This window comes from Enterobacteriaceae bacterium ESL0689 (genome assembly GCA_029433525.1).
Lineage (GTDB): Bacteria > Pseudomonadota > Gammaproteobacteria > Enterobacterales > Enterobacteriaceae > JAQTIF01.
In genome coordinates this window covers 1275795-1290885 of the sequence record JAQTIF010000001.1, presented here as the reverse complement: position 1 = coordinate 1290885, position 15091 = coordinate 1275795, and the positions used below count along the sequence as shown (strand labels likewise).

The window sequence follows — 15091 nt, the reverse complement described above, 5'->3', positions numbered from 1 at the left end:
ATCATTAAATAGTCATGGTGAACAATGAGACTGATCCCGCTAATCACCGCTGAGCAGGTCGGCAAATGGGCTGCCCGTCATATCGTGAATCGTATCAATACCTTTAAACCAACGGCGGATCGCCCATTCGTACTGGGTCTGCCGACCGGCAGCACACCGCTAACCACCTACCGCATGCTGATTGAGATGCACCAGGCCGGTCAGGTGAGTTTTCAGTATGTCGTGACCTTCAATATGGACGAATATGTCGGATTGCCCGTCGGGCATCCCGAAAGTTATCACAGTTTCATGCACCGACACTTTTTTGATCATATCGATATCCCCGCAGAAAATATCAATATCCTTGATGGCAATGCGGCTGATATCGATGCGGAATGTCAGCGTTATGAAGAAAAAATCCGCGCCTGCGGTAAAATCAACCTGTTTATGGGCGGCGTGGGTCACGATGGTCATATCGCTTTCAATGAACCCGCCTCCTCACTGACCTCCCGCACCCGAATTAAAACGCTGACCCACGATACCCGCCTGGCAAACTCACGCTTCTTCGACGGTGATATCGATCAGGTGCCTAAATATGCGCTGACGGTCGGTGTGGGCACCTTACTGGATGCCGAAGAGGTAATGATTCTGGTGCTCGGACAGCAAAAGGCGCAGGCATTACAGGCGGCGGTTGAAGGCAGTGTCAATCATATGTGGACAATTAGCTGCCTGCAGCTGCATCCGAAAGCGATCATCGTCTGTGACCAGCCATCGACCATGGAGCTGAAGGTTAAAACGCTTAACTATTTTACTGAACTAGAAGCTAAAAATATCAAGGGGTTATAAACCAGTGGGCGCTATGTATGCATTAACTGAGGGCCGGATCTATACCAGCCACGAAATTCTTGATAATCATGCGATTATTATCGCCGATGGCCTGATAAAAGCGCTTTGTTTACAAACTGATATCCCCCCCGGCATCACTCAGCATCCGGTTAATGGCGCGATTCTGGCACCGGGTTTTATCGATATCCAGGTCAACGGCTGCGGCGGCGTGCAGTTTAACGACAGCCCGGAAGCAATCAGTATCGATACGCTGGAAATTATGCAGCAAGCCAATCAACGCGCGGGCTGCACCAGTTATTTACCGACCCTGATCACCTGCAGTGACGATCTGATAAAACAGGCGGTCAGGGTGATGCGTGAGTACCGACAAAAACATGCAAACCAGGCACTGGGCCTGCATCTTGAAGGGCCGTGGCTGAATAAAATCAAAAAAGGCACCCATAATCCACACTATATCCGCCAGCCAGACGCCGCGCTGGTAGACTTCCTGTGTCAAAACGCCGACGTCATTACCACTGTCACGCTCGCGCCGGAATGTGTCCCCGCTGATGTTATCCGGCAATTAGTCGCTGCCGGGATCGTAGTCTCTGCGGGCCACTCCTGTGCAACACTCAACGAGGCCGTGATGGGATTTCGCGCCGGGATCACCTGTGCTACGCATCTCTATAATGCCATGCCCGCTATCTCCGCGCGCACGCCAGGGCTTATCGGCGCGGTTTTCGATCACCCCGATATCTACTGCGGTATTATCGCGGATGGCCTGCATGTCGATTTTGCCAATATTCGTCAGGCAAAACGTCTGAAAGGTGACAAACTGTGCCTGATAACCGATGCAACTGCGGCGGCTGGTGCCAGTATTGAGCAGTTCACTTTTGCCGGTAAAACCATCTATTGCCGTAACGGGCTATGCGTCGATGAACACGGTACACTTAGTGGTTCTTCACTGACGATGATCGAAGGCATCCGTCATCTTGTCGAACAGGGGGGTATCGCGCTCGATGAGGTATTACGTATGGCCACGCTCTATCCTGCGCGTGCTATTGGCGTAGAAAAACGGCTCGGCAGTATTGCCCCCGGCAAAGTCGCCAACCTGGTGGCTTTTAGCCGGGATTATAAAATCATGACGACTATCGTTAATGGTAATGAGGTCTTTAGCGCGTCAATATAAATCAGTGTATTCTCCAGTACCGCCTGGACTTATAAGACAAAACTGGCGGGTGTATGAATACCGCAAAGGGGATCACAATTAACAGGGCGATCCCCGTAGCTACTATATTGGATTGATCTTTTGAAAAACAAACACAAATAAACAGTGCCGCACAACCTGTCAGACCCCATAACATCCCCCTGAATCCTTCAGCAAAACCCCGAATAGCATCATCAAAAGTTTCGTCAAAACCTGCATTATGGTTTTTAATTATTTGCAACTTCCGGGGACTGAATCCTGACGCTAACAGTACTTCTTCAGTGAGTTTCATCGCACCTTACCTCTCAGATTTCCTGACCAGAAACACCGTCACTATACTGCCGAATGAAGTTTTCAGGAATAAAAAGCCGCGTGTAACAGCACAGCGGATCTGCCAGATATAAAAAAACACAAATCGGATAGAGTGCATTCGCGCGTCGGCACAAAAAATAGTGTTATCCCGACTCTCAGGCAGGTATTCCCTTCACATTGTTCGCAACCAATCCGCGCAGAATCGCCCGCTTTTCGCCAAATAAAACGGCTATGCCTGGCGCTATAATCGTGTGGCGTTTGCTGGAAAATTGACATAGCTATGCTATATAGTTGCGTTTTTCTTCAACAAAGTCGGACACATCATGACAATTAAAAACATCATTTGTGATATTGACGGTGTACTGATGCACGACAATATTGCCATTCCAGGTGCGGCAGAATTTATTAAACGCGTAGCTGAAAAAGGAATGCCGCTGGTGATCCTGACGAACTACCCTTCCCAGACGGCACAGGATCTGGCTAACCGCTTTGCCACGGCGGGGATCGATGTTCCGGATAGCATCTTTTACACTTCAGCAATGGCAACCGCCGACTTTTTGCAGCGCCAGGAGGGCAAAAAGGCGTATGTTGTCGGCGAAGGGGCCTTGATTCATGAACTCTATAAGGCCGGTTTCACCATCACCGATGTCAACCCGGATTTTGTTATTGTCGGCGAAACACGCTCGTTTAACTGGGAAATGATGCATAAAGCCGCCTTTTTTGTCACCCGCGGTGCCCGTTTTATTGCCACTAATCCGGATACACATGGTCATGGCTATACCCCGGCCTGCGGCGCACTGTGTGCCGGTATTGAGAAAATATCGGGGCGCACCCCCTTCTATGTCGGTAAACCCAGCCCGTGGATTATCCGTTCGGCCCTGAATAAAATAGCGGCGCATTCTGAACAGACTGTCATTGTCGGCGATAACCTGACGACCGATATTCTGGCTGGCGTCCAGGCGGGACTGAAGACCATTCTGGTGCTTTCTGGCGTTTCCGCGCGAGAAGATATTGACAATATGCCATTCAGACCTTCATGGATTTACTCCTCTGTGGCTGAAATTGATATTTTCTGAACAACAGCGAGCCTACCTGGCGTGTCTGACTATCATCACACGCCAGAAAAGCATTATCTAATAAAAGCGGCCTGAAATTGAATATTCATCAATAACAGCGTGTTAAATATCTCATTTTTTTAATATTCAATAATCGTTATTGAATTTTTTATTTTTATATTCCTCTACCTCTTGCGTCTCTCTTTGCTTTACGGCATTTTCTTGTTAACACACACCGGGGCTTCGCTACTGGATAAAACCGGAATACAAAGAAGGAAGAAAGCTATGTGTTCAATTTTTGGTGTACTGGATATTAAAACGGATGCGGGCGAACTGCGTAAAAAAGCGCTGGAACTTTCCCGCCTGATGCGCCATCGTGGGCCCGACTGGTCCGGTATATATGCCAGTGATAAAGCGATTCTGGCTCATGAGCGCCTATCCATTGTCGACGTTAATGCGGGGGCTCAACCACTCTATAATCCGCAAAAAACGCATGTGCTGGCCGTGAATGGTGAAATCTATAATCATCAGGCATTGCGTGCTGAATACCGTGATCGCTATACCTTCCAGACAGGTTCTGATTGCGAAGTCATCCTCGCGCTCTATCAGGAAAAAGGCGCCGCCTTTCTTGATCAACTGCGTGGAATGTTCGCTTTCGTATTATATGACAGTGAACAGGACGCGTGGCTGATTGGGCGTGATCATCTGGGAATTATTCCCCTGTATACCGGCTATGATGAACACGGTAACTTCTATGTTGCTTCTGAAATGAAAGCACTGGTTCCGGTCTGCCGAACCATTAAAGAGTTTCCGCCAGGCAGCTATCTGTGGAGTAAAGACGGGGAAATCAAACAATATTATCAGCGTGACTGGTTTAGCTATGATGCGGTCAAAAATAATGTGACCGATAAAAATGCACTACGTCAGGCGCTGGAAGAGTCAGTAAAAAGCCATCTGATGTCTGATGTCCCTTACGGCGTGCTGCTCTCCGGTGGCCTGGATTCCTCTATTATCTCGGCGATCACCAAAAAATTCTCTGCCCGCCGGGTGGAAGATCAGGAGCGCAGCGAAGCCTGGTGGCCGCAATTGCACTCTTTTGCTGTCGGCCTGCAAGGCTCGCCGGATCTGAAAGCGGCACAAGAGGTGGCGAACCATCTGGGCACCATTCACCACGAGATCCATTTTACTGTCCAGGAGGGGCTGGACGCCATCCGTGACGTTATCTACCACATCGAAACCTATGATGTCACCACCATCCGCGCTTCAACACCAATGTACCTGATGGCGCGCAAAATCAAAGCGATGGGAATCAAAATGGTGCTGTCTGGTGAAGGGTCGGATGAAGTTTTTGGTGGTTATCTTTACTTCCACAAAGCACCTGACGCTAAAGAACTGCACGAAGAAACAGTGCGTAAGTTACTGGCATTACATATGTTTGACTGCGCGCGCGCCAATAAAGCGATGGCCGCCTGGGGAGTGGAAGCACGGGTTCCGTTCCTCGATAAACAGTTCCTTGATGTCGCCATGCGCATAAACCCACAGGACAAAATGTGTGGCAAAGATAAAATGGAAAAACATATTCTGCGCGAATGTTTTGAATCCTATCTCCCTGCCAGTATTGTCTGGCGGCAGAAAGAGCAGTTCTCTGATGGTGTCGGCTATAGCTGGATCGATACCCTGAAAGAGGTCGCCAGCCAGCAAATTTCTGATCAGCAACTGGCCACCGCGAGCTTCCGTTTTCCGTACAATACCCCAACCTCGAAAGAGGGCTATCTGTATCGCGAAATCTTTGAAGAACTGTTTCCGCTGCCCAGTGCTGCGGAATGTGTCCCTGGCGGCCCTTCGGTTGCCTGTTCTTCCGCGAAGGCCATTGAGTGGGATGAGGCATTCAAAACCATGGATGATCCCTCGGGTCGCGCGGTAGGTGTTCATCAGTCGGCGTATAAATAAGCGCAGAATACAGCAAACGGCTGCCACCTGCGCAGTTTGCTGACTGATAACAGAAGAGGGAAAAGCGGTTTTTCCCTCTTCGCCATTTAACGACAGTAATACATTGCTTTTTACCGCTCTTATTCATCATTTACCGTTGATTGAGCGCGCGCCAGAATGCGCGATCATCCCACGGTTGCGCTGAAATCTGTCTATTTATCGCTTAATTTAGCACGAATCCATGATAAACCTGCCATAATTGCCGATTATTGCGCCAGGCTGTTCGCAAGCTGAGCAAACAATCTTCTTCCGGTGATTTTCGCTGAAAAATTAGTTGACGCTTGCCAGCCCAATACGCATAATGCGCCCCGCAACGCCGATTTAGGTAGCGCGAAAAAAGAGGGCTACGTAGCTCAGCTGGTTAGAGCACATCACTCATAATGATGGGGTCACAGGTTCGAGTCCCGTCGTAGCCACCATCTTTTTCTGCGGGAGTGGCGAAATTGGTAGACGCACCAGATTTAGGTTCTGGCGCCGTAAGGTGTGCGAGTTCAAGTCTCGCCTCCCGCACCATTCACCCGTCAGCGTTGCACGGATGGGGTATCGCCAAGCGGTAAGGCACCGGTTTTTGATACCGGCACTCCCTGGTTCGAATCCAGGTACCCCAGCCACTTTTTATACCTGCGTCCCACCATACGGATATTGGGGTATCGCCAAGCGGTAAGGCACCGGATTCTGATTCCGGCATTCCGAGGTTCGAATCCTCGTACCCCAGCCATCTGATCTTTTTCTGGTTATGGCTACGTAGCTCAGTTGGTTAGAGCACATCACTCATAATGATGGGGTCACAGGTTCGAATCCCGTCGTAGCCACCATATTAAGATATATCGGCCATATCCGGTAAATCGACAACTTCAATTGGGGTATCGCCAAGCGGTAAGGCACCGGATTCTGATTCCGGCATTCCGAGGTTCGAATCCTCGTACCCCAGCCATTTTTGACTGACTGTCGTGGATCACGAAATCAGAACACCAGTATAGCCCTCCACTTTTATTCTTCGTGCTAACACCATTATGCTGATGAGGGCGTATCCGCCAGTATATCTACTGGTTATAACTGCTCCCCTACAAGTCGCTTAATCTGAAAGCTCAATCTGGATAAGCCGACTGTCAGCACGGCCATGATCATCGACGGCGCGGATGCGATATTGTCCTCTGTTGACTGGCCGCCAGTCGATCGCCGCTTTGCTGGCCGAACTGCCGAGGTAAATATCATCGACAAACCAGTAGACCGTTTTGCTGTCGGCATCGGTTACGGTGCTGAATGAAATTTTATCGCGCCCTTGCTGCGATTGCCGTAAGGTATAGACCGTATTTTTCAGCGGCGAGGTAATGCGCGGAGGATTTCCGCTGACATCCAGAGCGGCATCTTTACAATGATTCACCGGTGGTTTGCGTTTTGGCAACCCTGCCTGGGCGAAGACATTAGCCAGATCAGACGGCCAGAATTCAAAAACTTCTGTGCGGGTGGTGTTTTTTTCATAAGGCGGGCATGCCACCTCGCCGGTCAGTTTATCCAGTATCACCGGGCGGTAAACGGTATCGACTTTGATCGGTGATTTTCCCGGAATAAACCACGTCCGCCCCTTCTGCTGGCACCACGCTGTCGGTAAATTGCCGCTGGCGAGGCAGATATCAACACGCTTCAGTTGTTTCGGAAACGCATGTCGGGGTTCCTGCAAAGCGGGATAGCTGGCGTTGATGCTGTCGATGATATTGAAAAACAGCGGTGCGGCGGCTTCGGCACCGACCAGGGCATTATTGCCTCTGCCATCAAAATTGCCTTCCCAGACCACTAAAACATACGGCCCGAAAATCCCCACACTCCAGGCGTCACGAAATCCCCATGAGGTGCCGGTTTTCCAGTACACCGGTAACGAAGAGGGTCGCTGCGCCAGCGTATCGCCCGGACGGCGATGCTGGCGCAACATATCCAGCGTCATAAAGCTGGCCTCCTCACTGAGTAATCTGACCGGCATTGCGCTACTGGGTTCATTTTTCTGCATCTGTAACGGTTGCAGCACTCCCCGGTTCGCCAGTAGCGCGTACAGTTTTGCCAGCTCCTGCATCGTCACTTCACCGCCGCCTAATACCAGCGACAAGCCGTAATGGTTTTTGCTGGCCATACTGGCGATCCCGGAGAGCCGCAGAAACTGGTAGAAGGTCGGCTGCCGTAGCTGTGACGCGACATAGACCGCCGGAATATTCCGGCTGAAGTTCAGGGCGTCCGTCGCCGTCAGCGGCCCGAGAAAGCGACGGTCGAAATTTTCCGGCGCATAAGCACCGAACGCCGATGGCACATCTTTCAGAATGGTCATCGGATGCAGTACCCCCTGCTCTATTCCCAGCGCGTAAATAAAGGGTTTGAGCGCCGATCCTGGCGAGCGCTTCGCGTTAGTACCGTTCACCTGTCCCTGAATGTCACGATTGTAATAATCCGCCGATCCCACCAGCGCCCGCACCCCCATGTCGCGGGTATCTACCAGCAGCGCGGCGGCATTATGGATACCACGGCTTTGATTGCGGAGGATGAACGCATTGATCTGCCGCTCAAGCAAGCGCTGCAAACCTGCGTCCAGAGTGGTATCCACACGCTTATCGCTCTGAATCTGCTGCCGGTTTTGCTGGCGTAACTGTTCGATAAAGTGCGGTGCGATATAGGGCATCTGCTCAGGCTGACGCAGCGCCAGCGGTAATCTGAACAATGAACGCTGGCTGCTGTCAGTAGCGTAATGCGCCTGCCAGCGGGTGAACAGCTGGTTGCGTGCCTGGGTCAGTGCCGTGCCCAGTACCCCGGTACGGGTGTCGATACGGTAGCGGGGGGATTGCGGTAAAACGGCGAGTGTCAGCGCCTCCGGTAAGGTCAGATCTTTTGGCGCCTTGTTGAAATAGATCAGGCTGGCGGCGCCAATACTTTCAATGTTACGACCATAGGGCGCATAGTTCAGATAGGCTTCGAGGATATCGTGTTTAGAATAACTCAGCTCAAGCTGAATGGCGCGTAAAACCTGCATTATCTTGCCTGATGGCGTGCGGGTATTCAGGTGCCAGTGCATCCGCGCCAGTTGCATGGTAATGGTCGATCCGCCCTGCATTTTTCCGCCCGTCACATAGCTGCGCCAGAACCCGCGCATCAGGCTGACTGGATTGAACCCTGGATTGAGGTAAAACCAGCGATCTTCGTGCAGCAACAGCGCCCTGACAGCCAGCGGCGAAACCTGCTCCAGCGGTGTCCACACGCGATAACGATCATCATTCGCCAGGGTGATACGCATCAGCGTACCCTGACGGTCGTAATAGACAGTGGAGAAAGGTTGTTCCCGAGAAAGCGGCGGATGTGGCCACAGGCGACACGCCAGCGTCAGCAGCGCCAGTAAAAATACCGCCACCGCGATATTTTGCAGCAGACGCCAGGTGGTTTTGAAAAAAACGGCAAAGGTGTTCATCTTGCTACTTATTGCTGCTTAGCGTCAGTGACGCCCTGCCAGAATCACAGGGCGTCGTCTGTTGTCGGTTATTTTTTAGCAACAGTGGGCGGGTCTGCCGGAACCACTACCAGCTTTTTATCACTGACCGACAGCGCCTGAACCTCACGGTCATACATCGCTTCGCCATAGGCTGGCGGGATGATGAAACTACCGGTGTTAGTCGCTTTGATCTGATAGACAAACTCCTGCACGTCAGTGGTGGCGCTACCGTAAATGACCACGCGATCTTCACGGATATCACTGTAATCCACCGCCCATGTCGAACCGGATGCTGCCAGCGGTGATAACCAGGCGGCAGAACCCTCGCTATCACTCGCTTCATTCTCTCCATCGCTGTTGTCAGATTCCGGCTCTGGTGGCGCTTGCTGTACGACCTCAAATCCGCCCGGCAGTAAATCGACAATCGCCAGATTATCCAGCCCTTGCTGTGAATTAGCGCGGACTTTCAGGTGCACGTTGATTTTCTGCCCCAGCGTGACTTGCGTCACCGGGTTGCCCTGCTCATCAGTGTAATCACGGGTGATTTCCAGCCCGCGGGAGATGGCTTTCTTCGGCGCAGCCCGATCATACCCCGCCTGCGTCACCACGTACCACGCCGGGGCGTCGTTATCATTTTCCATACGCAATGCCTTCGCCTCAGCGCTGAAACGGGCGCGGGCAAACAGCCCCTGAACGCTGGAAATCAGCTGTGGTTCGACATTTTTCGTTGCTCTGATCTGGGTGATTTTCAGCGCGTCTGCTGTTGTCGCCTGCGCCGCAACCTGTTCAGAGTAACTTGCCAGCGCCAGCATGCTCATGGCCGAAGAGTAGGTGGTGTAACGCTCCTCTTTTAACGATTTGACCATGTTTTCCAGCACCTGCGGCGGAATCGACGACACTTTTTCCGGGAAGTGGCGGGTTATCAGATACAAGCGGGTCGCATCCTGAACCAGCGGGTCAAAGTAATTCTGCGTCCACCAGCCTTTGTTATATGCCCGACTCAGCTGCTGCCAGGTGGGCTGCAATAACTTACTGGCTTCATCATCCATTTTCAGCATGCGGTAAGACGAGGCCAGATACAGGGCGCTCAAGTCCGTTTTCCCGTTCTCCGGATAGCGTTTTTGCAGCGCATCCTGCACCGATGCCAGCCAACCGGTGGTGATTTCCCCCTGACGGGTCAGCAGATATATCGCCCATGCCCGCAGACGCAGGGTGTACAAATCATCGCGCTGATTCGCTGCCAGTTCGCGCAATGCCGCATTAGCATCATCCAGCATCCCCAGTGGTAACGCCACACCGGCGGTTCTGGCTTCCAGCAGATATTGCACGACGTAAGGGGTGACGAACGGATCGGTTTGCGGCGACGAACGCCACAACCCAATCGCACCACTGTCGTTCTGGCGGGCACGCAGAACCGCCAGCATATCTTTCAGTCTCTTCCTGTTCTCTGCCTGATTTTGCGTCGCGCTCATTTCCGGATGTAAGGTTTCGAGGATCATCGGAATCGAACGGCTGACAATCTGCTCGGAACAGTAATAGGGATAGTCGGTCAGATATTGTGACAGCCCGTCAGTCAGTACCAGTGGTGAGTTCGATAGCGCGGCCTTACGCACCGCATAGTCATCAAACATCTGCCGCAGGTTATCGATATTCTGACGGCTGCCACTCATCCGTCCCATCACCGACTGGGTGCGGAACGGCGAAGCCGGACGGACTGAAGTACTGATGGTGCGACGGCTGGTTTTATCGCCATATTTCGCCTCAAAGAGCAGCGGCGCATCGCCCGGCACCGCCTTAGCGCGCAGGCGGAAATAAATCACCCCTTCCCGTTTTTCGCCCAGCGAAAGGTTCTGATCCGCCTGACCGACCACCTCCAGCTGGGGTGGTACGGTCAGATGGACACCGATTGCCACACGCTGACCGTTCAACCCTTCAAGGTTATTGCTCACGCCCACGCTGACATCAAACTCATCACCGGGTGCTACCATCGCGGGGACGTTTGGCGTCATGATGAAGTTGTCACGCACCGTCGCCGCAGTTTGTGCTTTACCGATTTTGTCCGCAGTGACAGAAATCGCCATCACACGAATTTTACCGTTAAAGTAATCCGGCACCGGATAATAAAACGTCTTCTCGCCGTTCACTTCCGTAATTCCCGACCAGTAGGTCACTGGCTTATCGCGTTTGCGCTTGAACGGGTTGACGTTCAGATCCAGTCCTTCACCGCTGTCCCCTCCAGGTGCAGCGGTTAGCTGCATCAGCTTGCTGAATTCCGGCAGGATCAGGTCGAGGATTTGCGAACTTTCCACCGCCAGCTCACGCTTGCGGAAGAAGTAGGTCAGCGGATCTTTCAGCCGATAACGCGCCACCTGCAAAATACCTTCATCGACAGCAAACAGCGCCACCTGCTGCGGGCCGTCAGTGATGACGGTCATCGCCAGGTTTTCGCCCGGCTTAATGACGTCCGGTGCTTTCACTTCCAGTGCATTTTGCCGCGCTTTGGTACTGATTTTAAACGGCATCACGCCGTAACTCAGCGGGCTCATGAAGATTTCACTGGAGTTCACATCGCGCACAAACTGGACATTGACGTAACCGTTACCTTCCATTGCTTCAGGCACACGGATAGTCTGCACCGAGCTGGTGGTATCGGTATGGAACCACTGCCAGCTGTAGACTTTCTCTTTCTCAATGGTAATCAAGCCACTGCCGGTATAAGGCGCGTTGATCGCCACTTCGATTTCCTCACCCGGCTGATATTCTGCCTGATTGAGTTTCAGCTTAAGTTCGGCGTTACGATCCAGCGAACGGCTGAGGTTGGCTTCGCCGACGACACTGTAGGCAATGCGGTTAAGCACCTTGCCCTGCGCATCTTCCACCACCAGCACGAAATCCCCTGGCTTGTCGGTGGCCAGCGTTAGATCGCTACCTTGAGCGCTGAGCGCAAGCAGTTGTTGCGAAAGCACGACCTCCTTCATTTTCGACTGATATTTATACACCCCGGAATCCTGGCGGGTCAGAACCGAAATGTATTTCTGTTCGATCAGCACAGTTTTCAGTCCGGAGAGCGCTATCTGTTTCAGGGTCGGGTCAACGGCAATGATGTGCAGTTGACGGAGCGCATCACGATTGATATATCCCAGATCGCCATCCGCTTTGACGCCAATCAGGTAATCATAAGGTGAGACCAGCACCCGTGCGGTGGCCGAGACGGAACGGCCTCCCCCGGCGACAAAGGCTTCTGATAACAGTTGCAGTTGATAGGTCGCATCGGCATAAGAGTGCAGATCCAGCGGGATCGTCGCGCTGCCTTTCTCGTCCGTGGTACGATCTTCCAGATGGGTTTCGAAACCGTCGTTATTCTGGCGATTTTCGTAAAAGGTATAATCCGGGAATGCTTCGAAGCCCGGATACATCGGGCGCAAGGTCAGTTTTGAGGCCACACGCCGATCCTGGGCTGGCGTACCAAACAGATTCTGCACGTCGATACTGGCCTGCAATTCTGTCGGTTTTACCCAGCCCTGCGGACGTTCTGGCGTCAGCTGAAGTTTGACTTTCAGCTGATCCGGCTCAAACTCTTTTACATTGACTGTCGTGTGGCCGAGCAATACCGAGGACTCATTATTTTTGTCGATCAGATACAGATACACGTTCCATTCACCGGTCGGCGAATGGTCGTCAGTGGTGTAGCTCAATTCGTTGAAACCGCTGGCACTGAGCTTCAGCGGAATAGTGCTCATCAGTTTGTCACGCGGATCGCGAATTTCAGCACGCACCGGGACATCGGCCAGCCCCATGCGCCAGTCAGCGGCGCGCGTGATCAGCCCAATATTGAACGTGTCACCTGGACGATAAACCCCGCGATCGGAGAACAGATAACTGTTCAGCCTGCGTGGATCAGTCGGCGTTTCGTCACCATCGATATCGAAGCGTGAGAAGTCGAGGCCGCGATCATTATACCGCCCGACAGGCAGGAAAGAGACATCACCCTCTTTTTCGACCAGGAACATCACCGGTTGTCGTTCACTGGTGTACACATCCAGCGCCGGGAAACGCACATGCCCGTCAGCACCGGTGGTTTGTGTCAGCAGCGTGACACCGTTTTTCGCAATCACCGATACTCTGGCATTACTGACCGGCGTACCGCTGTGAATTGACTGCACAAACAGGTCATGGGTTTTATCCTGTGAACGACGGGCGAGTATCCCCAGATCAGTGACCACCACAAAGCGGGCATCGCGGGCGGGCGCTTCGTCGCTACGCGGATCGTCATCCTGATCATCGTCATCATCGGCCGCCGATTTTTCTTTCTTCGGGTCCCATTGCGATAAGGTCAGCAGGAATATGCCGCGATGCGAACGGGGATCGGTGGAGAGGTAATGGGAAAGATCGATGCCCTGATAATGCACTTCACCGGGTTTATCATTATTCACCGCCGTCTGGTATTTGAAATGCTCGGTAAAATACTCATCATTCAGGCGATCAAACTCTACCGACGGATAGATATGACTTTTAAATGAGACGATGTGTTGTAGCTGGCTGGGGATCACCCGTTTGATATCCAGACGCATTCCCGGCACGTTACGCGCCGCCACGCTGATCTGTTGGTCGCCGTTAACCGATAACAGTGAACCCTGGGACATAAATTGCAGCGATCGGGGATAGTTCGGGACTTTAACAATGCGGTAGACTTTTTCCGCCATTTTATAGCCGCCGGATGAGGTCAGTACGTTGTCAATTTCCAGCAGCATCGCGCGGTGCGCAGGCGCATCAAAGCGGAAACTGAACTGGCGTTGATAGTCGTTTTCGGCTTCGTTCAATACGATATCCAGCGGTGTCGATTGTGCCAGTACGTTATTTTCGACACTGTCGACATCCCAGCTGGCGTAATCGTCAGGGCCTGTTGCCGCGTGTGCATCATTCGGATTATGTTGTGGCAATAACCAGGCTTTTACTGCGCGGCGAATATCCTTGTCTTTTACTGCATCGCTGAAGTCGATAATCAGCACCCGCTGACTTTTTTCCCCATCGGCATCGACCACCTGTGCGCTGGTGTTATTGACGGTCAGGCTGTAAAGCGTGGGGATGGTAACGCTGATGTCTCGGGCCCGGGAGGTCTCATTCGACGCGACCGACGCCTTCACCCCTTCGCTGATCCGCATCTGTACCGAACCACCGTGATCGAGCGCTTGCAGCGGTTCGGAATGAACCCAGGCGTTAAGTTTTTTCTGATCATAAACCACCGAGTACTTGAGCCGGGCTTCTTTTTTGGCTTTTCCTTCACGCAGTCCCAGCGCGATGTGTTTCTCAAAACTGGCGACATCCACCGGCGCATTAAAGGCGACGTTAAAAATCGCGCTGCGTTTTTGTGGTGCCTGTGGGTCCTGATAATATTCCGCTGTCCCGAACTGATACTCGAAAGCGGGCGCGGTGAAGGTGTAATCGGTGGTGGTCAGTTTGATTTGCGGCGCGAGTAGTATTTCCGGTGTGATACTCACTGTGTACTGGCTACCCATTGGCAGCGGCTTTTTGGGCGTAAAGACCAGTTTATCATCACTGTTCCATTTCCATTCACCTGCGATTTCCGGTTTCAGCGCAATGCCTTTCTTGATCACTTTACCCACGTCAGTCAGCGGCGCTGCCGAATGGCTGAAAGTCAATGTCAGCTGCTGAGGTGTTATGTCCTGCGCGGTATAATTGATCGCTTTCGGGTTACTGACCCGCACACGGGTTTCCTGATACACCATCGGTGCCGGTTCGATCGGCTGCGGACGGTTTAGCCACATATGCCAGCCGTAAATACCGCCCGCTGTCGCACAAAGCAGTAGCAGAATAGTCAGACTGATCGCTTTCGGATGCTTATCGACACCGTTTTCCATGCGCGTGAAGCCACGCATCAGTCCACCGGATGTGGCCTGCCACCAACCCGGCGCCCGCCAGTCAATATTGCCGATAACAGGTCTGATGATACGTCCGAGCAGCCTGAGAATAAAAGTCAGCACACGAAAGATGCCTTTTATCAAGCTAAAAGGCAAATGAAGTAATATTCTGAGTAAATCCATTTATGGTCTCCTCTGAAAAACGGCCCGGACTGAATTAGCCATATTGTATCAGCAATAAAAATAAGCCAGATCGACGCAATACCGCGCTTCAGAGTCTATCCCACCTGGCGTTATTGTTGAATTATTTTATTAATATTACTGAGCGTGCTTTCCAGCCGCAGTTAAGCGCCTGGCCCATCAGGCTATTTTACTTGCC

At 52.2% G+C, this 15091-nt stretch carries 7 protein-coding genes and 6 tRNA genes; 10 read left to right on the top strand and 3 right to left on the bottom strand.

The features are described from left to right. Positions 1-24: 24 nt before the first annotated feature. Both nagB and nagA read left to right on the top strand, forming a co-directional pair. A complete protein-coding gene (nagB, locus tag PT300_06295) occupies positions 25-825 on the top strand; it encodes a glucosamine-6-phosphate deaminase (protein ID MDF7680231.1) in 801 nt (266 codons plus the stop codon). A 13-nt stretch (positions 826-838) separates the two neighbouring features. Next, positions 839-1993, top strand: a complete 1155-nt coding sequence (gene nagA, locus PT300_06290) for an N-acetylglucosamine-6-phosphate deacetylase (GenBank protein ID MDF7680230.1) — start codon at positions 839-841, stop codon at positions 1991-1993. Position 1994: 1 nt separating this feature from the next. Here nagA and PT300_06285 read toward each other — a convergent pair whose 3' ends face one another. After that, positions 1995-2303, bottom strand: coding sequence for a hypothetical protein (locus PT300_06285; protein ID MDF7680229.1), 309 nt, complete (start codon positions 2301-2303; stop codon positions 1995-1997). A gap of 343 nt (positions 2304-2646) precedes the next feature. On the opposite strand from PT300_06285, the gene PT300_06280 reads away from it, so the two are divergent. From PT300_06280 to PT300_06245, 8 genes are all read left to right on the top strand, one after another. Next, the gene (locus PT300_06280) at positions 2647-3399 is read left to right on the top strand and encodes an HAD-IIA family hydrolase (protein MDF7680228.1); all 753 of its coding nucleotides are present in this window, start codon (positions 2647-2649) and stop codon (positions 3397-3399) included. A gap of 264 nt (positions 3400-3663) precedes the next feature. Then, entirely contained in the window at positions 3664-5328 is a 1665-nt protein-coding gene (asnB, locus tag PT300_06275) for an asparagine synthase B (protein ID MDF7680227.1), read from the top strand. Positions 5329-5709: 381 nt separating this feature from the next. Further along, positions 5710-5786, top strand: a tRNA-Met gene (locus PT300_06270). Between the two features lie 9 nt (positions 5787-5795). Next, a tRNA-Leu gene (locus PT300_06265) sits at positions 5796-5880 on the top strand. 23 nt (positions 5881-5903) lie between these two features. Then, positions 5904-5978, top strand: a tRNA-Gln gene (locus PT300_06260). 32 nt (positions 5979-6010) lie between these two features. Then, positions 6011-6085: transfer RNA gene (locus tag PT300_06255), tRNA-Gln, on the top strand. Between the two features lie 20 nt (positions 6086-6105). Continuing rightward, positions 6106-6182, top strand: a tRNA-Met gene (locus tag PT300_06250). Between the two features lie 44 nt (positions 6183-6226). After that, a tRNA-Gln gene (locus PT300_06245) sits at positions 6227-6301 on the top strand. 141 nt (positions 6302-6442) lie between these two features. On the opposite strand, the gene pbpC is transcribed toward PT300_06245, so the two are convergent. Next, positions 6443-8812, bottom strand: a complete 2370-nt coding sequence (gene pbpC / locus PT300_06240) for a penicillin-binding protein 1C (protein MDF7680226.1) — start codon at positions 8810-8812, stop codon at positions 6443-6445. Between the two features lie 68 nt (positions 8813-8880). Next, the gene (locus tag PT300_06235; GenBank protein ID MDF7680225.1) at positions 8881-14895 is read right to left on the bottom strand and encodes an alpha-2-macroglobulin; all 6015 of its coding nucleotides are present in this window, start codon (positions 14893-14895) and stop codon (positions 8881-8883) included. Between the last annotated feature and the right edge of the window lie 196 nt (positions 14896-15091).

Coding starts and splice junctions, on each gene's coding strand:
- PT300_06235 (MDF7680225.1), bottom strand. CDS start 14,895: ATGGATTTACTCAGAATATTACTTCATTTGCCTTTTAGCTTGATAAAA.
- pbpC (MDF7680226.1), bottom strand. CDS start 8,812: ATGAACACCTTTGCCGTTTTTTTCAAAACCACCTGGCGTCTGCTGCAA.
- nagB (MDF7680231.1), top strand. CDS start 25: ATGAGACTGATCCCGCTAATCACCGCTGAGCAGGTCGGCAAATGGGCT.
- asnB (MDF7680227.1), top strand. CDS start 3,664: ATGTGTTCAATTTTTGGTGTACTGGATATTAAAACGGATGCGGGCGAA.
- PT300_06280 (MDF7680228.1), top strand. CDS start 2,647: ATGACAATTAAAAACATCATTTGTGATATTGACGGTGTACTGATGCAC.
- PT300_06285 (MDF7680229.1), bottom strand. CDS start 2,303: ATGAAACTCACTGAAGAAGTACTGTTAGCGTCAGGATTCAGTCCCCGG.
- nagA (MDF7680230.1), top strand. CDS start 839: ATGTATGCATTAACTGAGGGCCGGATCTATACCAGCCACGAAATTCTT.